Source organism: Corynebacterium breve (assembly GCF_030252165.1).
Lineage (GTDB): Bacteria > Actinomycetota > Actinomycetes > Mycobacteriales > Mycobacteriaceae > Corynebacterium > Corynebacterium breve.
Genome location: NZ_CP126969.1, coordinates 1,153,936 through 1,172,498, shown reverse-complemented (window position 1 = coordinate 1,172,498; position 18,563 = coordinate 1,153,936). Strand labels below are relative to the sequence as shown.

Sequence of the window (18,563 nt, the reverse complement as noted above, 5' to 3'; positions counted from 1 at the left end):
ATGGAATGAATTAAGGCACAGTAGTGTTGTCTAAAGATAGCGACCTAATTTTACTGACAACGTGTGAATGCACGAGAACGAGGAGGTGACGACATGAACGCACAATCGCGATCTATTGATGGCGATACTCGTCGTGAAGTCATGTTGCTACTGCTCAAACTCGGCCCTTCCACCGCGGGGGAACTTGGGGAGCATCTGGGCCTTTCGGCCGCAGGTGTCCGCCGACACCTAGACATTTTGGTGGAAGAACACCTTGCTGAAAACTGTGAGCCTCCAGCGATTACTGGGCAGGCGCCCTCGCGTGGTCGCCCAGCTAAGACCTACAGGTTGACAGAACACGGCAGGGAAGAATTTGGCCACAACTACGACCATCTGGCTTTACAAGCGCTGGAATCCTTGCGTCAGTTCGGTGGTGATGAGGCGGTACGAGCTTTGGCAAAGAGCCGCATCGAAACCATTTTGGAAGGCGTAGAACCAGCAGGAGAGTCCGATGACTCAGTCGAGGAAACTACGCGTGAACTAGCGGAAGTGCTCGACCGGCACGGATACGCTGCCACGGTCACTCGTGCAGGCATGGGTATCCAAATCTGTCAGCACCACTGTCCAGTTGCCTCCGTAGCCGCGGAGCATCCGGAGCTGTGCGAGGCAGAGCACGAAGCAATTTCGGAAATTGTTGGAGTGCATGTGCAACCATTGGCGTCCATTGCTGATGGAAATGGCATCTGTACGACGAACATTCCACTCGTCGAAAAGCATCTTTCGGCGCAACCACAGACGGAAAGGAGCGGTTCATGACTAAGGCAAATTCAGCACCTGGTCTTGAGACCCCGATGAACGATGACCAGATCATCGAGTCGATTGGTCCGTACAACTACGGCTGGCACGACTCTGACGAGGCTGGCGCATCTGCACGACGCGGATTGAGCGAAGATGTTGTCCGCGACATCTCGGGTAAGAAGGAAGAGCCGGAATGGATGCTGAACCAGCGTCTGAAGGCACTGAGCATTTTTGATAAGCAGCCTATGCCGAAGTGGGGTGCTGACCTTTCTGGAATCGATTTTGACACGATCAAGTACTACGTCAGTTCCACAGAGGGCCAGGTACAGTCCTGGGAAGACCTGCCAGAGGACATCAAGAATACCTATGACCGCTTGGGCATCCCAGAGGCTGAGAAGCAGCGCCTCGTCGCGGGTGTTGCTGCTCAATACGAGTCCGAGGTTGTTTACCACCAGATCCGTGAGGACCTGGAAGAAAAGGGTGTCATCTTCGTCGATACCGACACCGCTCTGCGCGAGCACGAAGATATCTTCAAAGAGTACTTCGGCACCGTTATCCCAGCTGGTGACAACAAATTCTCTGCCCTGAACTCTGCCGTCTGGTCTGGTGGCTCCTTCATCTACGTTCCACCGGGAGTCCACGTGGACATCCCACTACAGGCGTACTTCCGAATCAACACCGAAAACATGGGCCAGTTCGAGCGCACCCTGATCATCGTTGACGAAGACGCGTACGTCCACTACGTAGAGGGCTGTACTGCGCCAATCTACAAGTCTGACTCCTTGCACTCCGCGGTTGTTGAGATCATCGTGAAAAAGGGCGGCCGCTGTCGCTACACCACGATCCAGAACTGGTCGAACAACGTCTACAACCTTGTGACCAAGCGTGCAAAAGCCGAAGAAGGCGCAACCATGGAATGGGTCGATGGCAACATTGGCTCAAAGGTCACCATGAAGTACCCAGCAGTGTGGATGACAGGGCCACACGCTAAGGGCGAGGTTCTTTCCGTCGCTTTCGCCGGCGAGGGCCAGTTCCAGGACACCGGCGCAAAGATGACCCACATGGCTCCGTACACCTCTTCCAACATCGTGTCTAAGTCCGTGGCACGTGGCGGTGGACGCGCCGCATACCGTGGATTGATCCAGGTCAACGCGAATGCACACCACTCGTATTCCAACGTCGAATGTGACGCATTGCTGGTGGACAATATTTCGCGCTCCGACACCTATCCGTACAACGACATCCGCAACGACCACGTGACCTTGGGCCACGAAGCGACCGTCTCGCAGGTGTCCGAGGAACAGCTCTTCTACCTCATGAGCCGTGGCCTCGCGGAAGAAGAAGCGATGGCGATGATCGTTCGCGGCTTTGTTGAGCCAATCGCCAAGGAGCTCCCAATGGAATACGCGCTGGAGCTGAACCGTCTCATCGAGCTGCAAATGGAAGGATCGGTGGGTTAAAACACCATGACCAACGAAACAGTGCAATCTGGTACTTCTCACCAGACGAAGGGCGACTTGTTCGCTTCCTTTAACGTCGAAGACTTCGAGGTACCAGGTGGACGCGACGAAGTATGGCGTTTTATCGCTTTGAGACGACTCCGTGGCCTACACAACGGCACCTTCACCGAGCAGGCGAAGCCGACCGTTGAAGTCAACGCATCGGACGCAGTCCAGGTCGAGGTCGTTGCAGCCGATGACGAGCGACTAAAGGTTGCTGGTGGTGCGGTAGATCGCGTAGCTGCTCAGGCATGGACCTCGCTACAGGAAGCAACGATCGTCACCATTCCTGCAAATGAGCAGATCGACGAGCCAGTGCGTATCACCATTACCGGAGCTGGCGAGAACGTCACCTCGTTTGGTGGCGTTCTGGTGCAGTCTGAAACTGGTGCGAAGGCCACCGTCGTCGTGCAGTACCAAGGCACAGGAACCCACGCGGACAACGTTAACTTTGTCCTCGGGGATAACTCCCGCCTTGATGTCGTCGTTGACGCTGACTGGGATGAAACCGCTGTCCACCTGGGGCAACAGAATATCGTTCTGGGGCGCGATGCAACGATCCGCCACACGGTTGCTACCTTCGGCGGCGAAATCGTCCGCATCGTGCCGCGAGTGAAATTCACCGCGCCCGGTGGTGACGCAGAGCTTCTCGGCATCTACTTCGCCGATGATGGCCAGTACATTGAGAACCGTCTTCTCGTAGACCACGCAGTTCCACACTGCCGCTCAAACGTCATGTACAAGGGCGCTCTCCAAGCTGACAAGCAGTCCAAGAAGCCTGAGGCACGTACATGCTGGGTCGGTGACGTACTGATTCGTGCCAACGCTCAGAACACCGACACTTACGAGGTCAACCGCAACCTCGTTCTCACCGAAGGTGCTCGCGCCGACTCGATCCCTAACTTGGAAATTGAGACTGGTGAGATCGCAGGTGCAGGTCACGCCGCCACCGTTGGTCGCTTCGACGACGAGCAGGTGTACTACTTGATGAGCCGCGGTATTCCCGAAGGTCAGGCGCGCCGCCTGATCATCCGTGGATTCTTCAACGAAGTCATCCGCCAGGTCCCTGTCGAATCTGTCCGCGACACACTGGCAGAGCGCGTCGAAGAAGAACTTGGCCGCGTCAATCTCTAAGCACGCACCTGACTCAACATACGAAAAGAAAGAAACGAGCATAAATGTCTACTCTTGAAATCAAGAACCTCCACGCTCAGGTGCTTCCTAGTGAAGAAGGCCAGGAGCCAACCCCGATTCTGAAGGGCGTTAACCTCACCATCAACTCCGGTGAAACCCACGCGATCATGGGCCCGAACGGCTCCGGCAAGTCGACGTTGGCGTACACCCTGTCGGGACACCCTCGCTACGAGGTCACCGAGGGCGAAGTTCTCCTCGACGGGGAGAACATTCTGGAGATGGAAGTGGACGAGCGCGCACGTGCAGGTCTGTTCCTCGCAATGCAGTACCCAACAGAAGTTCCAGGAGTATCGTCCTCCAATTTCATGCGTTCTGCAGTTACCGCGGTTCGCGGCGAAGCTCCCAAGCTCCGTGAATGGGTCAAGGAGCTTAACGAGAACCGCGACGCACTCCAGATCGACAAGTCTTTCAGCGAGCGTTCCATCAACGAGGGCTTCTCTGGTGGAGAAAAGAAGCGCCACGAGGTTTTGCAGCTCGGCCTGTTGAAGCCAAAGTTCGCAGTAATGGATGAGACCGACTCCGGTCTCGACGTGGACGCTTTGCGCATTGTCTCGGAAGGTATCAACCGCTACCAGGACGAGACCAACGGCGGAATCCTTATGGTCACCCACTACAAGCGCATCCTCAACTATGTGAAGCCTGATTTTGTGCACGTCTTCGCAGACGGAAAGATTGTCACCACCGGCGGAGCAGAGCTTGCTGACAAGCTTGAGGCTGACGGCTACGACCAGTTCATCGGATAGTTATGACCCAAGAAAACATCTTCACAAACGCTGACGGCACTCTCAACGTCGACGCCATCAGAGCTGAGTTTCCAATCCTTGGCCGCACCGTGCGCGACGATAAGTCACTGATCTACCTGGATTCAGGGGCTACCTCGCAGCGCCCGCAGCGTGTGTGGGATGCCGAGCAAGAGTTTGTCCTCAACACGTTCGCACCGGTCCATCGCGGTGCCTACCAGCTGGCCGAAGAAGCGACCGATGCCTACGAAACCGCTCGCGACAGGATCGCCTCATTTGTTGGTGCTGCAGGCCACGAGATCGCGTTTACCAAAAACGCCACCGAGGCTTTGAACCTCGTTGCCTTTACGCTTGGCGACGATCGGGCGGGCAAGTACCGCGTGCAAGAGGGCGATACGATCGTCGTCACGCAGCTTGAACACCACGCAAACCTGGTTCCGTGGCAGGAGCTTGCTCGTCGCACCGGTGCGACGTTGAAGTGGTACCAGTCCACTGCAGACGGTCGCATCGACCTCGACTCACTGCAGCTTGACGATTCTGTCAAGGTTGTTGCCTTTACCCATCAGTCAAATGTGACTGGTGCAGTGGCTGATGTCGAAGAGATCGTCCGCCGAGCTCGGGCTGTAGGTGCGTTGACAGTAGTTGACGCTTGCCAATCAGTCCCTCACATGCCAGTGGACTTTCACGCGCTCGACGTCGATTTCGCCGCCTTTTCCGGACACAAAATGTGTGGTCCTTCTGGCGTAGGTGTCGTCTACGGCAAGGGCAATATCTTGAATGAGCTGCCTCCGTTTCTCACTGGTGGTTCGATGATCGAGGTGGTCACGATGGAGAAGACCACCTTTGCTGACGCTCCGCAGCGTTTTGAGGCGGGTACTCAAATGACTAGCCAGGTCGTGGCTCTTGGCGCGGCGGTAGAGTTCTTGCAGCAAGTGGGCATGGAAAATATTCAAGCCCACGAGCACACGCTGACCGCATATGCCCTGGAGAAACTTGGTGGGATCGACGGATTGAGCATTGTAGGTCCGCTGACGGCCGATCAACGTGGCGGTGCTGTTGCCTTCAACCTAGAGGGCGTACACCCACACGACCTAGGCCAGGTACTGGATTCGGAAGGAATCTGCATCCGCGTAGGCCACCACTGCGCATGGCCGATTCACCGCGCGCTTGATGCACAGTCGACAGCACGTGCAAGTTTCTACATGTATAACACCATCGATGAGATCGATGCGTTGGTCGCTGGTATTGATAAAGCACGTGAATTCTTTGGGGTGAACTAAGTGAATGAACTAGAAGCGATGTATCAGGAAGTTATTCTTGATCACTACAAGAACCCGCAACACTCTGGACTACGCGATCCTTATGAGGCGGAGGTTCATCACGTCAACCCATCGTGCGGCGATGAGCTTACGCTGCGTGTTCAGCTATCAGAAGACGCCAAGAAGGTGGAAGATGTCTCTTACGAGGCAACTGGCTGCTCGATCTCGCAAGCATCCACTAGCGTGATGGCGGAAGAGGTCATCGGCCTGCCAGTTGACAAAGCAATGGAAAAACTAGCTTCGTTCGACGAGATGATCACCTCACGTGGCACGATAGAAGGCGACCCTGAGCTCATCGGTGACGGTGTGGCTTTCTCCGGTGTTGCAAAGTTCCCAGCACGCGTGAAGTGTGCACTGCTGGGATGGAAGGCATTTCAAGCTGCAACCGCTGACGCGCTGAATGAAAGGGAAAAATAATGACTGAACCAAACAACGAACAGACTTCGGAGTCTCGCTTCGACGGTCCAGGCACCCGCCCTGCACAGACCGACGAGCAAATCGCTAAGGCCGCCGACGCTGAAGAGTACATGCGCGATGTAATTGACCCAGAGCTGGGCATCAACGTGGTTGACCTCGGTCTGGTCTACGACATCTGGATGGAAGAAGAGGAAGGTCAGACGGAGTGTGTGATCAACATGACGCTTACTTCACCGGCATGCCCGCTAACCGACGTGATTGAGGATCAAGCCGAGCAGGCAATCGTGGGCAATAGTGTCGCTGACAAAATGACTCTCAACTGGGTATGGATGCCGCCGTGGGGTCCACAAATGATCACTGAGGAAGGCCGCGAACAGCTGCGAGCGCTCGGATTTGCTGTCTAACCAGCGATAATGGTGACTATTACGTAGGCGATTAATCCTACGATGATCATGAAGAACGTCCCGATACTCTTCGTCCCAGTCGAGGATGTCGGTGGCTTCTTGCTGTTAGTCTCCGGGCGAGGGGGTGGCCCAGACGTTATCGCCTGATGCGGGCTCATGGACGAGGTGTGGAGTGGTGAACGGGGGACCGGCACTCGGTGCGATCCGACGATTGATCGGGCAGGAGTGGCGGTAACCGACTCGATTGCAGTGGGAGAAATGCTGTAATCAGCAAGGAGCTTCCGCATTTGGAGATTGCTTGGTTCGCCGTGGAAGCGTGCCACAAGTGAACCGCGTTGGTAGTCGTTCAGAGTATAGGAGATAACGTATTCGTCGCCCATCGGCTGATTCTGGTTCTGCACTTGTCGGCTCCAGTCGTTGTGACACCCTTGTGCCATTGAGTTTAGCCAGTTTCGCCGTGTGGAGCGCCATTACGCCTGTTGGTTCCCCAGATGTAAACTAGCCCTTTGTGATTGTCACCAATGATCTTGAAGTACGTGTCGGCGCCCGCACTCTCCTCGAAGCTCCAGGGCAGCATCTCCGCGTACAACCAGGGGACCGCATTGGTCTAGTAGGACGCAATGGCGCCGGCAAGACCACGACGATGCGCATCCTATCGGGCGAAACCGAGCCGTACGGCGGCTCTGTGATCCGCTCAGGCGAGATCGGCTACCTGCCGCAGGATTCACGCGAAGGCAATATCGACCAGACTGCCCGCGATCGCGTCCTTTCTGCTCGTGGCTTGGACCAGATTCGCGCGTCTATGGATCGCCAGCAGGAGATCATGGAGACCGAGGAAGGTTCCAAACGTGATACCGCTATTAGCAAGTACTCCCGCTTGGAAGAGCGCTACCACGCACTCGGCGGCTATGAGGCTGACGCAGAGGCAGCCCAGATTTGTGACAACCTAGGACTGCCGGAGCGCATTCTCGACCAGCCGCTGAAAACCCTCTCGGGTGGACAACGCCGTCGCGTGGAGCTGGCACAGATTCTTTTCGCCGCCAATAGTGGCGCGGGCAAGTCAACGACGACGCTGCTTCTCGACGAGCCGACCAACCACCTCGACGCCGATTCGATTTCGTGGTTGCGTACTTTCTTGTCCAAGCATGAAGGTGGCTTGATCATGATTTCACACGATGTCGACTTGCTCGAAGCCGTGTGCAATAAGATCTGGTTCCTCGATGCGGTGCGCACAGAGGCCGACGTCTACAACATGGGCTTTGCCAAATACAAGGACGCACGTGCTTTGGACGAGGCACGTCGACGTCGCGAACGTGCGAACGCAGAAAAGAAGGCTTCCGCCTTGAAAAAGCAGGCAGCGAAGCTGGGTGCCAAGGCAACGAAGGCGGCCGCATCGAAGCAGATGCTTGCCCGCGCCGAGCGCATGTTGGACGAGGTTGATGACGTTCGTTTGGCAGATCGCGTCGCAAGCATCTCATTCCCGGAGCCAGCTCCGTGTGGCAAGACCCCCATGAACGCCAAGGGCCTGACCAAGATGTACGGGTCGCTTGAAGTGTTTGCGGGTGTTGACTTAGCAATCGATAAAGGTTCTCGTGTCGTGGTTCTAGGAACAAACGGTGCGGGCAAGACGACGCTGCTCAAACTACTGGCAGGTGTCGAGCGCACAGACGGTGAGGGAGGAATCGTCTCGGGCCACGGCTTGAAGATCGGCTACTTCGCCCAGGAGCACGACACCATTGACCCCGACAAGTCCGTATGGCAAAACACCATCGAAGCGTGTCCAGATGCGGGTCAGCAAGATCTGCGCGGTCTGTTGGGTGCGTTCATGTTTTCCGGCGATAAGTTGGATCAGCCCGCGGGTACCCTTTCGGGCGGTGAGAAAACCCGACTAGCCCTAGCAACTTTGGTGTCTTCGAGGGCGAATGTTTTGCTTCTCGACGAGCCCACCAACAACCTTGATCCACAGTCTCGCGAACAAGTCCTAAATGCCCTGCGCACCTATACTGGCGCGGTAGTACTAGTTACGCACGATCCCGGTGCTGTGCAAGCGCTGGAACCAGAACGTGTCATCATCATGCCAGAAGGAGACGAGGATCTTTGGAGCGACGAGTACATGGAAATCGTGGAGCTGGCCTAGCAGTCCGATTCCTGATCTCGATCGTCGGTGTGTCATTTGTGATGCTCGGGGTCGCGTTCATCACTTTGGCTGGTCTTGGTACCTCGCCAGTGTCCGCACCAGTCTGGGTTGCAACGCTGGCCGGTGGGCTTTCCTTCGGTGGTTGGACAGCAGTGTGGAACATGATTCTGATCGGTGTCCAGCTTCTCTTGCTACGTAGGGAGTTTCCCCTCCACGCCTGGTGGCAAATCCCGGCGATTTTCGTCGCGTCCGTCACCCTAGATTTGTGGATGGCCTTGTTTTCCGGCTTTGACCCGCAGAACTACATGCTCAAAATTGCGTCGGTTTTGCTTGGCACATTCATTCTCGGTCTTGGTGTTTCTCTGACCGTGGTTCCCAATCTGCTGTTCTTGCCTGGTGAGGGTGTGGTATCAGCGGTCAGCGTAGTCACGGGGTGGAAATTCCATCACGTCAAGCAAGGCAACGACATCATCCTTGTCACGATCGCCGTCATCGCATCTTTTATCTTGTTCGGTGAACTTCGCGGTCTGCGCGAGGGCACTGTCATTTCTGCGCTGCTGATCGGTGTGGTGGTGGGGTGGGTGAGCCCGACAGTTAAGAAGTTCGTTACCGCCGTGACTCCTGGGCGCGCCGAATAGCCTTATCAATTTCCACCGCGAAGAACACGATCAGTCCGACAACGAGCGGAATACCCCAGGAAGCGGGACCTACCGCAGTAGTTCCAAACGCGAACTGCATAAACGGTGTGTAGACGAAAAGCGCTTGCAGCACCAACATGATCCCCACGCACATCCACGAGACTGGGTTCGTCGTAAAGAGCTCTTTTCGCAACGAACTGACGCGGCTAAAGCGTGCGGCGAAGAGATAGAAGATTTGCGCCACCACCAGGGTATTGACTGCGACGGTGCGCGAAACTTGCACATCTCCATGCATCCACATCTCCAGCGAGAAAACTCCGATCGTTGCCCCACCAATCAACAATGAAACGTAGGCAATCTTCGTGATCGCTTCGGAATCAAGGAAAGACGCGTGCGGGTCACGTGGCTTTCGCTGCATAATGCCGGGCTCCGACGGCTCGAAGGATAATGCTAAAGCCAAGGTCACGGCAGTAATTAAGTTGACCCAAAGAATCTGCAGGGGAGTGACCGGCAAGACCATACCTAGCAGCATCGCAACGAAGATGACCAATCCCTGTGCGCCGTTAGTCGGCAGCATGAAGACAATCGCCTTCTTCAAGTTGTCGTAGATCGTGCGCCCCATTTTTACAGCAGCCGCAATGGTGGCGAAGTTGTCGTCGGCAAGCACAATATCTGCTGCGTCTTTGGTCGCCTCGGTGCCTTTGTTGCCCATGGCCACGCCGACATCAGCTTGTTTCAGCGAAGGCGCATCGTTCACGCCGTCGCCCGTCATTGAGACCACTTCTCCGTTGGATTGGAGTGCTTGCACCAGTCGCAGCTTGTGCTCCGGGGAGGTACGCGCGAAGACGGTGGCATCGCGGACGATGTCACGAAGCTCTTCGTCACTTGCGGCTTCTAGTTCAGCGCCGGTCACCGTGCGCGTGCCTTCGATGCCAATCTCCCTAGCTATGGCAGAGGCTGTGGAAGCATGATCGCCTGTAATCATGCGAACGCGAATGCCGGCTTGCTGGACGGTCTTGACTGCTTCAATCGCTTCTTCCCGAGGCGGATCGATGATGCCGTAAAGGCCCAGGAAGATGAATCCGCCATCGTCGACAGTTGCAGGGCTGATGTGCTCGTCGCCTTCGTTCGCCATGCGGTAAGCAGCTGCAAGGACGCGTTCGCCGGAAGCACCGAGGTTGTCGATGCGCTGTTCCCACAATTCTCGGTCAAGAGGTTCAGGATCCCCGTGAGGGTTGAGCTGCAGGTCGCATCGATCCAGTAGTCTGTCGGGTGCGCCTTTGAGGTGAACGCGGGTTTGACCGTCGATGCGATCAAGCGTGGCCATGTACTTATACGCGGAATCGAAAGGGACGGCCGCTACACGAATGTCATCGTCGGGCTCTTCGAAACCAGCCTTCAAAGCGAAGGTCCGAATTCCGCCGTCGGTGGGTTCGCCGTTAAGCATCCACGAGCCATCCTCGCTTTGTACAACCGAGGAGTCGTTGGTAAGCGCTGCGACACGTGCGATGCGTAGTAGACCAGGGAAATCAGTGACAGTGACCGGTGTGTCGTCGAGAAGCACTTGGCCCTCTGGGGCATACCCGGTCCCAGTGACAGTGAAGGTGTGGTCATTGGTCACCACATGACGAACCGTCATCTCGTTCTTGGTGAGCGTGCCAGTTTTGTCGGAGCAAATCGTAGTGACAGAACCGAGTGTTTCCACAGAGTTCATACGACGGGTAATCGCGTGCCGGTTCGCCATCTTCTGCACACCCAGCGCCAAGGTGATCGCCATCGCCGCAGGAAGACCTTCTGGGATCGCAGCGACCGCAAAACCGATGGCGGACATAAGCAGCTCGACAAGTGTGTAGTCATATAACGCCCATGCCACAGCAATCATTACGATGGCTAGAACCACCGCGACAGCCGCGAGCAGGGAGGAGAGCTTGCCCATCGCCTTGGTCAGGGAGTTTGCACCTGCTCGACATCTTCCAGCATCGTCGTAATGTGGCCAATCTCGGTGTCTTGGCCAGTGCCGGTGACTACCGCGTTGCCAGAGCCCGCCGCCACGGTAGTTCCCGAATACACCATGCATGATCGATCGCCCAACGCAGCGTCGCCCGGCACTGCGTCGAGTGATTTGTCTGCTGGCACGGACTCGCCTGTCAGCGCGGCCTCCTCAACTCTGAGGCCTGTTGCTTCGCAGAGCCGGGCGTCAGCGGGAATGCGATCACCAGCTCGAAGCTTCACTAGATCGCCGGGCACCACATCTTCCGCGGGGACCCTGCGCCACATTCCATCCCGACGCACCTCGGTTTCGGGGGAGAGCATCCCGCGGATCGCTTCCAAAGCATCAGCGGCTTTGCCCTCTTGGACAAAACCAACCAGTGCATTGATCAACACGACCGCAGCAATAACTACCGTGTCGATCACTTGCCCCAGCAGAGCAGTTATGACTCCAGCGGCGATCAGCACGAAGATCATGGGGTCATTGAACTGCCGTAACAGGCGCTGCCACCAGGTTTCCTTCTTGGCTTTCGGCAGCGCATTTGGGCCGTATGTCTCTAGGCGGCTGCTCGCATCGTGTACAGAAAGCCCGCTTAACGACGAATCCCACGCCGCTATGACCTGATTAGTCTCTAGGGCGTGGGGAGGTGTCTGTTGTTCGATTGAGCGCTGGCTCATGTAGTCTCCTGTTCACAAACGCGGGGTGTACTACCCACGTTAGTGAAGCAGGAGGATCCTGCGCTAAGAACTTTCCGCGACTAGTTGCGGAAACCGTGCACTGGCGACGGAATAAATCCGCCACGCTGAATGAACATCGTGTTCTCTACTGTGTTGACTGGGATCACAGGTGCATAACCAAGTAGGCCACCGAAGTTGACCTCGTCGCCTGGCACGGTGCCAGGAACTGGGATCAAGCGAGCGGCTGTGGTCTTATGGTTCATCACACCGATCGCCGCCTCGTCAGCGATCATGCCGGCAATGGTAGTTGCCGAGGTATCACCCGGGATGGCGATCATGTCGAATCCGACCGAACAGATGGAGGTCATCGCTTCGAGTTTATCCATGGAAATGGAACCGGCGCGTACGGCGTCGATCATCCCCTTGTCCTCAGATACTGGAATGAACGAACCAGAAAGGCCACCGACGCGGGAACAAGCCATCATGCCGCCCTTCTTTACCGCGTCATTGAGCAGCGCGAGGGCAGCCGTAGTGCCGTGTGTGCCTACTTGGCCCAAGCCCATGTGCTCCAAAATGTGTGCCACGGAGTCTCCAACCTCGGCGGTTGGAGCGAGGGAGAGATCGACGATGCCAAATGGAACACCGAGACGTTCCGCAGCCATGGTGCCGACCAGCTCACCGGTGCGAGTGATCTTGAAGGCCGCCTTCTTAATCTCCTCGGCCACCTGATTGAGGCTTGCGCCTTCCAAACCGTCGAGCGCACGATCGACCACGCCGGGACCGGAAACGCCGACCGAGACTACGCAGTCAGGTTCGCCAACACCGTGGAAAGCGCCTGCCATGAATGGGTTGTCACCTACCGCGTTGGCAAAGACCACCAACTTTGCACATGCGATGGAGTTTTGATTCTTGGTCAGCTCCGCTGCTTCCTTGACCACTTCACCCATACGGGCGACAGCATTCATGTTGATGCCAGCACGGGAGGAGGCAATGTTTACGGAACCGCAGACGAGATTGGTCGTCGATAATGCTTCTGGGATCGAGTCAATGAGCTTCTTCTCAGACGTTGTCGCCCCCTTCTCTACGAGCGCGGAGTAGCCTCCGATGAAGTTGACACCAATCTCTTCCGCAGCACGGTCGAGTGCCTTGGCGACGATTGTCGGGTTGCCATCACAACCTGCTGTGACTAGCGAGATCGGGGTGACGGAAACACGCTTGTTGACGATGGGGATGCCAAGCTCGGCTTCGATGCCTTCGCAGACTTCAACAAGGCGGGCTGCCTGGGTGGTGACGCGATCGTAGACCGCCTCAGCAGTGGCCTCCATCGTGTCGCGGGAGCACTCCAACAGAGAAATTCCCATGGTCACAGTGCGGATGTCGAGGCGGTACTTCTCGATCATCTCGATCGTGTCGAGGATGTTGTGGCTGGCAAACTGCAGGTCCATTGAGACAGCTACTCCTAGATCTCGTTGACTGCGGTGAAAAGCGCTTCAGACTGAATGCGGATGACCAGCGCTTCGCGGGTTCCGACCTCGTCCATCTTCTTCTGCAAGGTGGCAATATCCTGGGCTGCCTCGTCAAACTCGACGCGGAGGATCATGGTGAACCACTTGTCCATCAGGGTCTGGGAGACGTCGAGGATGTTGACGTCGTTGTGGGCGAGGGCAGTGGTGACCGCGGCGATAATTCCGGTGTGGTCAGCGCCGGTTACGGTGATGATGGCATACATGGCCAACATCTTAACGATAGCCGTGGCGGAAACTAACACTGGGATCCAAGTTTGAACGGCCGGTGCGGAATGAAATGACTTTGTATTGGCTGCCAACGGTTCGCCAGTCGGTTAGCCTTGGAATATGGACAACCATTCAAAGAAAGTACTTATCATTGGTGGACGTGGAAAGGTTGCCAGGCTTGCCACGGAGATGTTGGTCGAGGCCAATGCGTCGGTGACATCGTTGGTGCGTACGGTCGAGAGCGTGGCTGAAGTGGAAGTCCTTGGCGCTTCGGCGCTGGTTCGCGACCTCACCGAGATTTCTTTGGACGAGTGGACTGAGATCCTCGCTGACTACGACGCAGTCGTGTGGGCTGCGGGCAATGGCGGCCGTGGAGGGGCAGATGTGACCTACGCAGTTGACCGCGACGGTGCCATTGAAGTCATCGATGCCCTTGCAACCCTTGAATTCCCACCACGTTTCATCATGGTGTCGTACATCGGCTCGCTTGAAACCACCGCAACAGATGACGGCGGTACCTGGTACGCCTACGTGGAAGCCAAGAAGGCGGCGGATCAGCACCTGCTGGCCACCGAGATTGAGTACATCATTTTGGCCCCGTCAGCGCTTACCGACGACCCCGCGCGCGGAATTGCGCTAGTGGAAAACACGCCCGCCGGCGCCGACGGGGTGAAGACCTCGCGTGAACTCGTCGCTGAAATGGTAGCTGAGATGGTGCTGCGCGCGACTCTACCGGAGGAAGACTTCATCGCCTTCGTAGACGGCGACGAGGAAATTCTCGCAGTACTCTAACCGAGGCAGTATTGGGTGAATCGTTTGAGCAAGAGGTTTGGCCACTGGGTGTCTATGGCAGGTAGCCCGCTCACGATGCTGTCGTAGTCCTCGGGGGAAAAGTAGCCGTAGTCGTAAAAGAAATCCATGCGGGTCTTCATCGCTTGGGCATCCATTTCGGCGTGGAATTGACTTGCCCAAACGTGATCCTTATAGCGCACGAGTTGAACTGGGCAGTCGGGTCCTGTGGCCAGAACCGTAAGCTTCTCTGTCACCTGTTCGGCGTTTTCGGTGTGCCCGGTAAGCGAGGAAAACTCGTCGGGAAAGCCTTGGAGCAACGTATCGTCGCGGCCAGCAGCTGTGAGGGTTACCGTTGTCGGGCCAGAGTCCTCGGAGTGCTCACGACTGACTACGCCTCCGGTGTGGTGGGTGAGCCAGCTATTTCCGTAGCAGACGAGGAAGACCGGCAGTGGGCCGTCGATAAGACGCGCAAGTTCAGCATGCACCTGGTGTTGCCACGGGGACCACCGTTCATTGGTGATGTTGAGCGAGCTGCCACCGACGATAACTCCGCTAATGCCGTCGAGCTCCCCAATCACATGATCTGCAGTCGAAAGGATGCGGTGGACGAGGGTGTCGTTGTCAAGCCCAGTGGAAGTGATAATATCGCGAGCCTCTGCGGCGGCGACGCTATTGCCTAATGGGCCATCGCGAAGGGACAACAACAAAATTTTGGACATAACCCAATAGTCTATATGGGTTGGGCTAGGATCCCTTCAACGGTTCGCGGACTGAGTTTTCAACAAAGTCGAGGACCATTTCTAGATTCTCGGTCGAACCACCCGACGCGAGGCGAGTAATGAAACCATCCATCACTGTCTCCAGATACGTGTGGAGGACTTCGATCGGCACGTCAGTGCGCATCCGGTGCGCATCCTTATTTTGCAGCAGGCGCTTCCGAACTGCCTCATCAAGCACCTTTTGATGCTCCTGCCAGCGACTGCGGAAATCTTGGTCCGAGCGCAGCTTGCGGGTGATTTCCAATCGGGTGGCCAGCCAGTCATAGCGCTCGGGGTGGCTCACCATGTCGCGCATAACTTCAACCAAGCCGCCCTCGGCGACGACATCCGCTTGGCGCTGGGCATCGTCGCGGGCGATCTCGAGGAAGAGCGACTCTTTGTCACCGTAATGGTGGAAGATTGCCCCACGGGATTTTCCCGTGGCTTCTTCGAGGAGTCTGACCGTGGCCCCTTCATATCCGTGTTCAGCAAAGCAGCGACGGGCACCGTCGAGGATTTCTTGGCGGCGGCGCTGGAGTTCTTCATCGCTAATAATCGGCATGAAAAGTGGGCTCCTTGGTCAGTGAACAATAAGGAAGGGTCGGCTCGGACGAACCGAGCCGACCCTTAAGAGATGGAGTAGAACCTAACTACTTGACCATCTGACGCAGGACGTACTGCAGAATACCACCGTGGCGGTAGTAATCTGCCTCACCTGGTGTATCGATGCGAACCTTGGCATCGAACTCAACGGTCGAACCGTCTGCCTTAGTTGCAGTAACCTTGACGGTCTCAGGGATTGCGTCGCCCTCGTTGAGAGCGGTGATTCCGGAAATGTCGAAGGTCTCGGTGCCGTCCAGTCCGAGGGACTCGTGGGACTGGCCCTCTGGGAACTGCAGTGGGATAACGCCCATGCCGATCAGGTTGGAGCGGTGGATACGCTCGAAGGACTCGGTGATAACTGCCTTGACACCAAGAAGGTTGGTGCCCTTTGCAGCCCAGTCACGGGAAGAACCGGTGCCGTATTCCTTACCAGCAAGAACTACCAGTGGGATGTTCTGCTCAGCGTAGTTCTGCGCAGCATCGTAGATGAATGCCTGTGGAGCGCCTTCCTGGGTGAAGTCCAGGGTGTAGCCACCAGCAATGTCAACGAGCTGGTTGCGCAGGCGGATGTTCGCGAAGGTACCGCGAACCATGACCTCGTGGTTACCACGACGGGAGCCGAAGGAGTTGTAGTCCTGGCGCTCTACGCCGTTCTCGTCAAGGTAGTTAGCTGCTGGGGTGCCAGGCTTGATCGAGGAAGCAGGGGAGATGTGGTCAGTGGTGACCGAATCGCCCAGCTTTGCCAGAACCCGTGCGCCCTTGATGTCCTCAACTGGGTTTGGCTCGGTTGGCATGCCGTCGAAGTAAGGAGCCTTACGGATGTAGGTGGAGTCGTCCTTCCAAGCGAAGGTCTTGCCCTGTGGCACATCCAGGTTCTGCCATGCTTCGTCGCCCTTGAAGACGTCTGCGTAGTCCGCCTCGTACATTTCACGAGAGATCGCGCCTGCAATGGTGGACTCGATCTCCTCGGAGGATGGCCAAACATCCTTCAGGAAGACATCGTTGCCGTCCTGATCCTGGCCCAGTGGCTGGGTTTCGAAGTCGAAGTCCATGGTGCCTGCGATTGCGTAAGCAATTACGAGCAGTGGGGACGCCAGGTAGTTCATCTTGACGTCAGGGGAGATGCGGCCCTCGAAGTTACGGTTACCGGACAGAACAGCGGTTGCAGTCAGGTCGTATTCGTTGATTGCCTCGGATACCTCGGTTGGCAGTGGGCCGGAGTTACCGATACAGGAAGCACAGCCGAATCCGGTGAGGTAGAAGCCGACAGCCTCAAGGTCCTTCCAGAGGTCTGCACGGTTGTAGTAACCGTCGACAACCTGGGAGCCTGGAGCCATGATGGTCTTGACCCATGGCTTGGACTTCAAACCACGCTCTGCAGCCTTGCGTGCAAGAAGCGCAGCGCCGACCATGACAGATGGGTTCGAGGTGTTGGTGCAAGAGGTGATCGCAGCAATTGCAACTGCACCGTGATCGAGGGTGTACTCGCCGCCCTGTGGGGACTCGATGACGACTGGCTTGGACGCGCGGCCCTCGGCACCAGCTGCTGCGGACTCACCGTTTGCAGGCCAGGAGACGTTGTACTCGACGGTTTCGGTCTTCTCTGCGCGAACTGGCTCAGAGGTCTCGTTGCCGGCGGTGTTGTAATCAGGCAACTGCGCGCGGAAGGTGTTCTTCGACTCGGAGAGCAGGATACGGTCCTGTGGACGCTTTGGACCTGCGATGGAAGGAACAACGGTGGACAGGTCCAGCTCAAGGTACTCGGAGTACTCGGCTTCTGGAGCATCCTGCTCGAGCCACATACCCTGGGCCTTAGCGTATGCCTCGACGCGAGCAATGTCGTCCTCTGCGCGGCCGGTCAAACGAAGGTAGTTGATGGTCTCTTCGTCGATAGGGAACATCGCACAGGTGGAGCCGAACTCAGGCGACATGTTGCCGATGGTTGCGCGGTTAGCCAGTGGAATGGACTTCACGCCGTTGCCGTAGAACTCTACGAACTTCTGAACCACACCGTGCTGGCGCAGCATGTCGGTGATGGTCAGCACGACGTCGGTAGCGGTAACGCCGACTGGGATTTCGCCGGTGAGCTTGAAGCCCACCACGCGAGGGATCAGCATGGAGACAGGCTGGCCGAGCATTGCTGCCTCAGCCTCGATGCCGCCAACGCCCCAGCCAAGAATGCCGAGACCGTTTTCCATGGTGGTGTGGGAGTCGGTACCGATACAGGTATCAGGGTACGCAAGACCCTCGTTGTCGAAGACGACGCGGGACAGGTACTCAATGTTGACCTGGTGGACGATGCCGGTTCCTGGAGGAACCACGCGGAAGTTAGAGAAGTTCTCTGCTCCCCAGCGCAGGAACTGGTAGCGCTCTTCGTTGCGCTCGTATTCGATGGCTACGTTCGTGTTCATCGCGTCGGAGGAACCGAATGCCTCGATGATGACGGAGTGGTCGATGACCATCTCAGCTGGAGCGAGCGGGTTCACGTCATCTGGGTTACCACCAAGGGTGGAAACTGCCTCGCGCATGGTTGCAAGGTCGACAACACAAGGAACGCCAGTGAAGTCCTGCATCAGGACACGGGCTGGAGTGAACTGGATCTCGATTGAAGGCTCAGCCTTTGGATCCCAGTTAGCAATTGCGTTGATGTGGTCTGCGGTGACGTTCTTGCCGTCTTCGGTACGCAGAAGGTTTTCGCCGAGAACCTTCAGCGAGTATGGCAGCTTCTCCATGCCCTCGACTGCATCAAGTGCGAAGTAGTCGTAGGACTTTGCGCCGACCTCGAGGGTCTTCTTGGCGTTGAAGGAGTTCTTACTTTCAGTCACAGGGAGCTCCGTTTCTCAAGTGGTGATCCGTAATTTTGTGTGTTGACCCAATGTAGGGCG

The 18,563-nt window shown here is 56.7% G+C and carries 15 protein-coding genes and 1 pseudogene; 10 read left to right on the top strand and 6 right to left on the bottom strand.

Going from position 1 to position 18,563, the window contains the following annotated elements; genetic code table 11:
• Nucleotides 1-93: 93 nt before the first annotated feature.
• The 9 genes from QP027_RS05745 (at nt 94) to QP027_RS05705 (ending at nt 9,125) form a co-directional block, all read left to right on the top strand.
• Nucleotides 94-795, top strand: coding sequence for a helix-turn-helix transcriptional regulator (locus QP027_RS05745; RefSeq protein WP_284826716.1), 702 nt, complete (start codon nt 94-96; stop codon nt 793-795).
• Complete coding sequence (gene sufB / locus QP027_RS05740; RefSeq protein WP_284826715.1) at nt 792-2,237, top strand: Fe-S cluster assembly protein SufB; 1,446 nt, start codon at nt 792-794, stop codon at nt 2,235-2,237. Before QP027_RS05745 ends, sufB begins: the two co-directional genes overlap by 4 nt.
• A 6-nt stretch (nt 2,238-2,243) precedes the next feature.
• Nucleotides 2,244-3,410 (top strand): Fe-S cluster assembly protein SufD, encoded by a 1,167-nt coding sequence (sufD, locus tag QP027_RS05735; RefSeq protein ID WP_284826713.1) that lies wholly within the window; start codon nt 2,244-2,246, stop codon nt 3,408-3,410.
• A gap of 44 nt (nt 3,411-3,454) precedes the next feature.
• Nucleotides 3,455-4,213 (top strand): Fe-S cluster assembly ATPase SufC, encoded by a 759-nt coding sequence (sufC, locus tag QP027_RS05730; RefSeq protein WP_284826712.1) that lies wholly within the window; start codon nt 3,455-3,457, stop codon nt 4,211-4,213.
• A 2-nt stretch (nt 4,214-4,215) separates the two neighbouring features.
• Complete coding sequence (locus QP027_RS05725; RefSeq protein ID WP_284826711.1) at nt 4,216-5,490, top strand: cysteine desulfurase; 1,275 nt, start codon at nt 4,216-4,218, stop codon at nt 5,488-5,490.
• Nucleotides 5,491-5,508: 18 nt separating this feature from the next.
• Entirely contained in the window at nt 5,509-5,946 is a 438-nt protein-coding gene (gene sufU / locus QP027_RS05720) for a Fe-S cluster assembly sulfur transfer protein SufU (protein WP_284826944.1), read from the top strand.
• On the top strand, nt 5,946-6,350 hold the full coding sequence (locus QP027_RS05715; RefSeq protein ID WP_284826710.1) for a metal-sulfur cluster assembly factor: 405 nt from the start codon (nt 5,946-5,948) through the stop codon (nt 6,348-6,350). Before sufU ends, QP027_RS05715 begins: the two co-directional genes overlap by 1 nt.
• 508 nt (nt 6,351-6,858) lie before the next feature.
• Complete coding sequence (locus tag QP027_RS05710; protein WP_284826709.1) at nt 6,859-8,487, top strand: ABC-F family ATP-binding cassette domain-containing protein; 1,629 nt, start codon at nt 6,859-6,861, stop codon at nt 8,485-8,487.
• Nucleotides 8,448-9,125, top strand: a complete 678-nt coding sequence (locus tag QP027_RS05705; RefSeq protein WP_284826707.1) for a YczE/YyaS/YitT family protein — start codon at nt 8,448-8,450, stop codon at nt 9,123-9,125. The genes QP027_RS05710 and QP027_RS05705 overlap by 40 nt, the downstream gene beginning before the upstream one ends.
• Here the strand turns inward: QP027_RS05705 and QP027_RS05700 are convergent.
• The 3 genes and pseudogenes from QP027_RS05700 to QP027_RS05690 all read right to left on the bottom strand — a co-directional run bounded on the left by QP027_RS05700 (nt 9,094) and on the right by QP027_RS05690 (nt 13,521).
• Nucleotides 9,094-11,792 (bottom strand): annotated as a pseudogene (locus QP027_RS05700) (HAD-IC family P-type ATPase). The gene QP027_RS05705 and the pseudogene QP027_RS05700 sit on opposite strands and share 32 nt — an antisense overlap.
• An 80-nt stretch (nt 11,793-11,872) precedes the next feature.
• Nucleotides 11,873-13,237 carry a PFL family protein gene (locus QP027_RS05695; protein WP_284826705.1) on the bottom strand — a complete coding sequence of 455 codons (1,365 nt, stop codon included), beginning with the start codon at nt 13,235-13,237 and terminating at the stop codon, nt 11,873-11,875.
• Nucleotides 13,238-13,251: 14 nt separating this feature from the next.
• Entirely contained in the window at nt 13,252-13,521 is a 270-nt protein-coding gene (locus QP027_RS05690; RefSeq protein WP_284826703.1) for an ACT domain-containing protein, read from the bottom strand.
• A 124-nt stretch (nt 13,522-13,645) separates the two neighbouring features.
• Between QP027_RS05690 and QP027_RS05685 the strand changes: the two genes are divergently transcribed.
• On the top strand, nt 13,646-14,317 hold the full coding sequence (locus QP027_RS05685; protein WP_284826702.1) for an NAD(P)H-binding protein: 672 nt from the start codon (nt 13,646-13,648) through the stop codon (nt 14,315-14,317).
• On the opposite strand, the gene QP027_RS05680 is transcribed toward QP027_RS05685, so the two are convergent.
• The 3 genes from QP027_RS05680 to acnA all read right to left on the bottom strand — a co-directional run bounded on the left by QP027_RS05680 (nt 14,314) and on the right by acnA (nt 18,503).
• Complete coding sequence (locus tag QP027_RS05680; protein ID WP_284826699.1) at nt 14,314-15,036, bottom strand: glutamine amidotransferase; 723 nt, start codon at nt 15,034-15,036, stop codon at nt 14,314-14,316. The two genes, QP027_RS05685 and QP027_RS05680, sit on opposite strands and share 4 nt — an antisense overlap.
• 25 nt (nt 15,037-15,061) lie before the next feature.
• Nucleotides 15,062-15,637, bottom strand: a complete 576-nt coding sequence (locus QP027_RS05675) for a TetR/AcrR family transcriptional regulator (protein ID WP_284826698.1) — start codon at nt 15,635-15,637, stop codon at nt 15,062-15,064.
• An 88-nt stretch (nt 15,638-15,725) separates the two neighbouring features.
• Nucleotides 15,726-18,503 (bottom strand): aconitate hydratase AcnA, encoded by a 2,778-nt coding sequence (acnA, locus tag QP027_RS05670; protein WP_284826697.1) that lies wholly within the window; start codon nt 18,501-18,503, stop codon nt 15,726-15,728.
• Nucleotides 18,504-18,563: the final 60 nt, after the last annotated feature.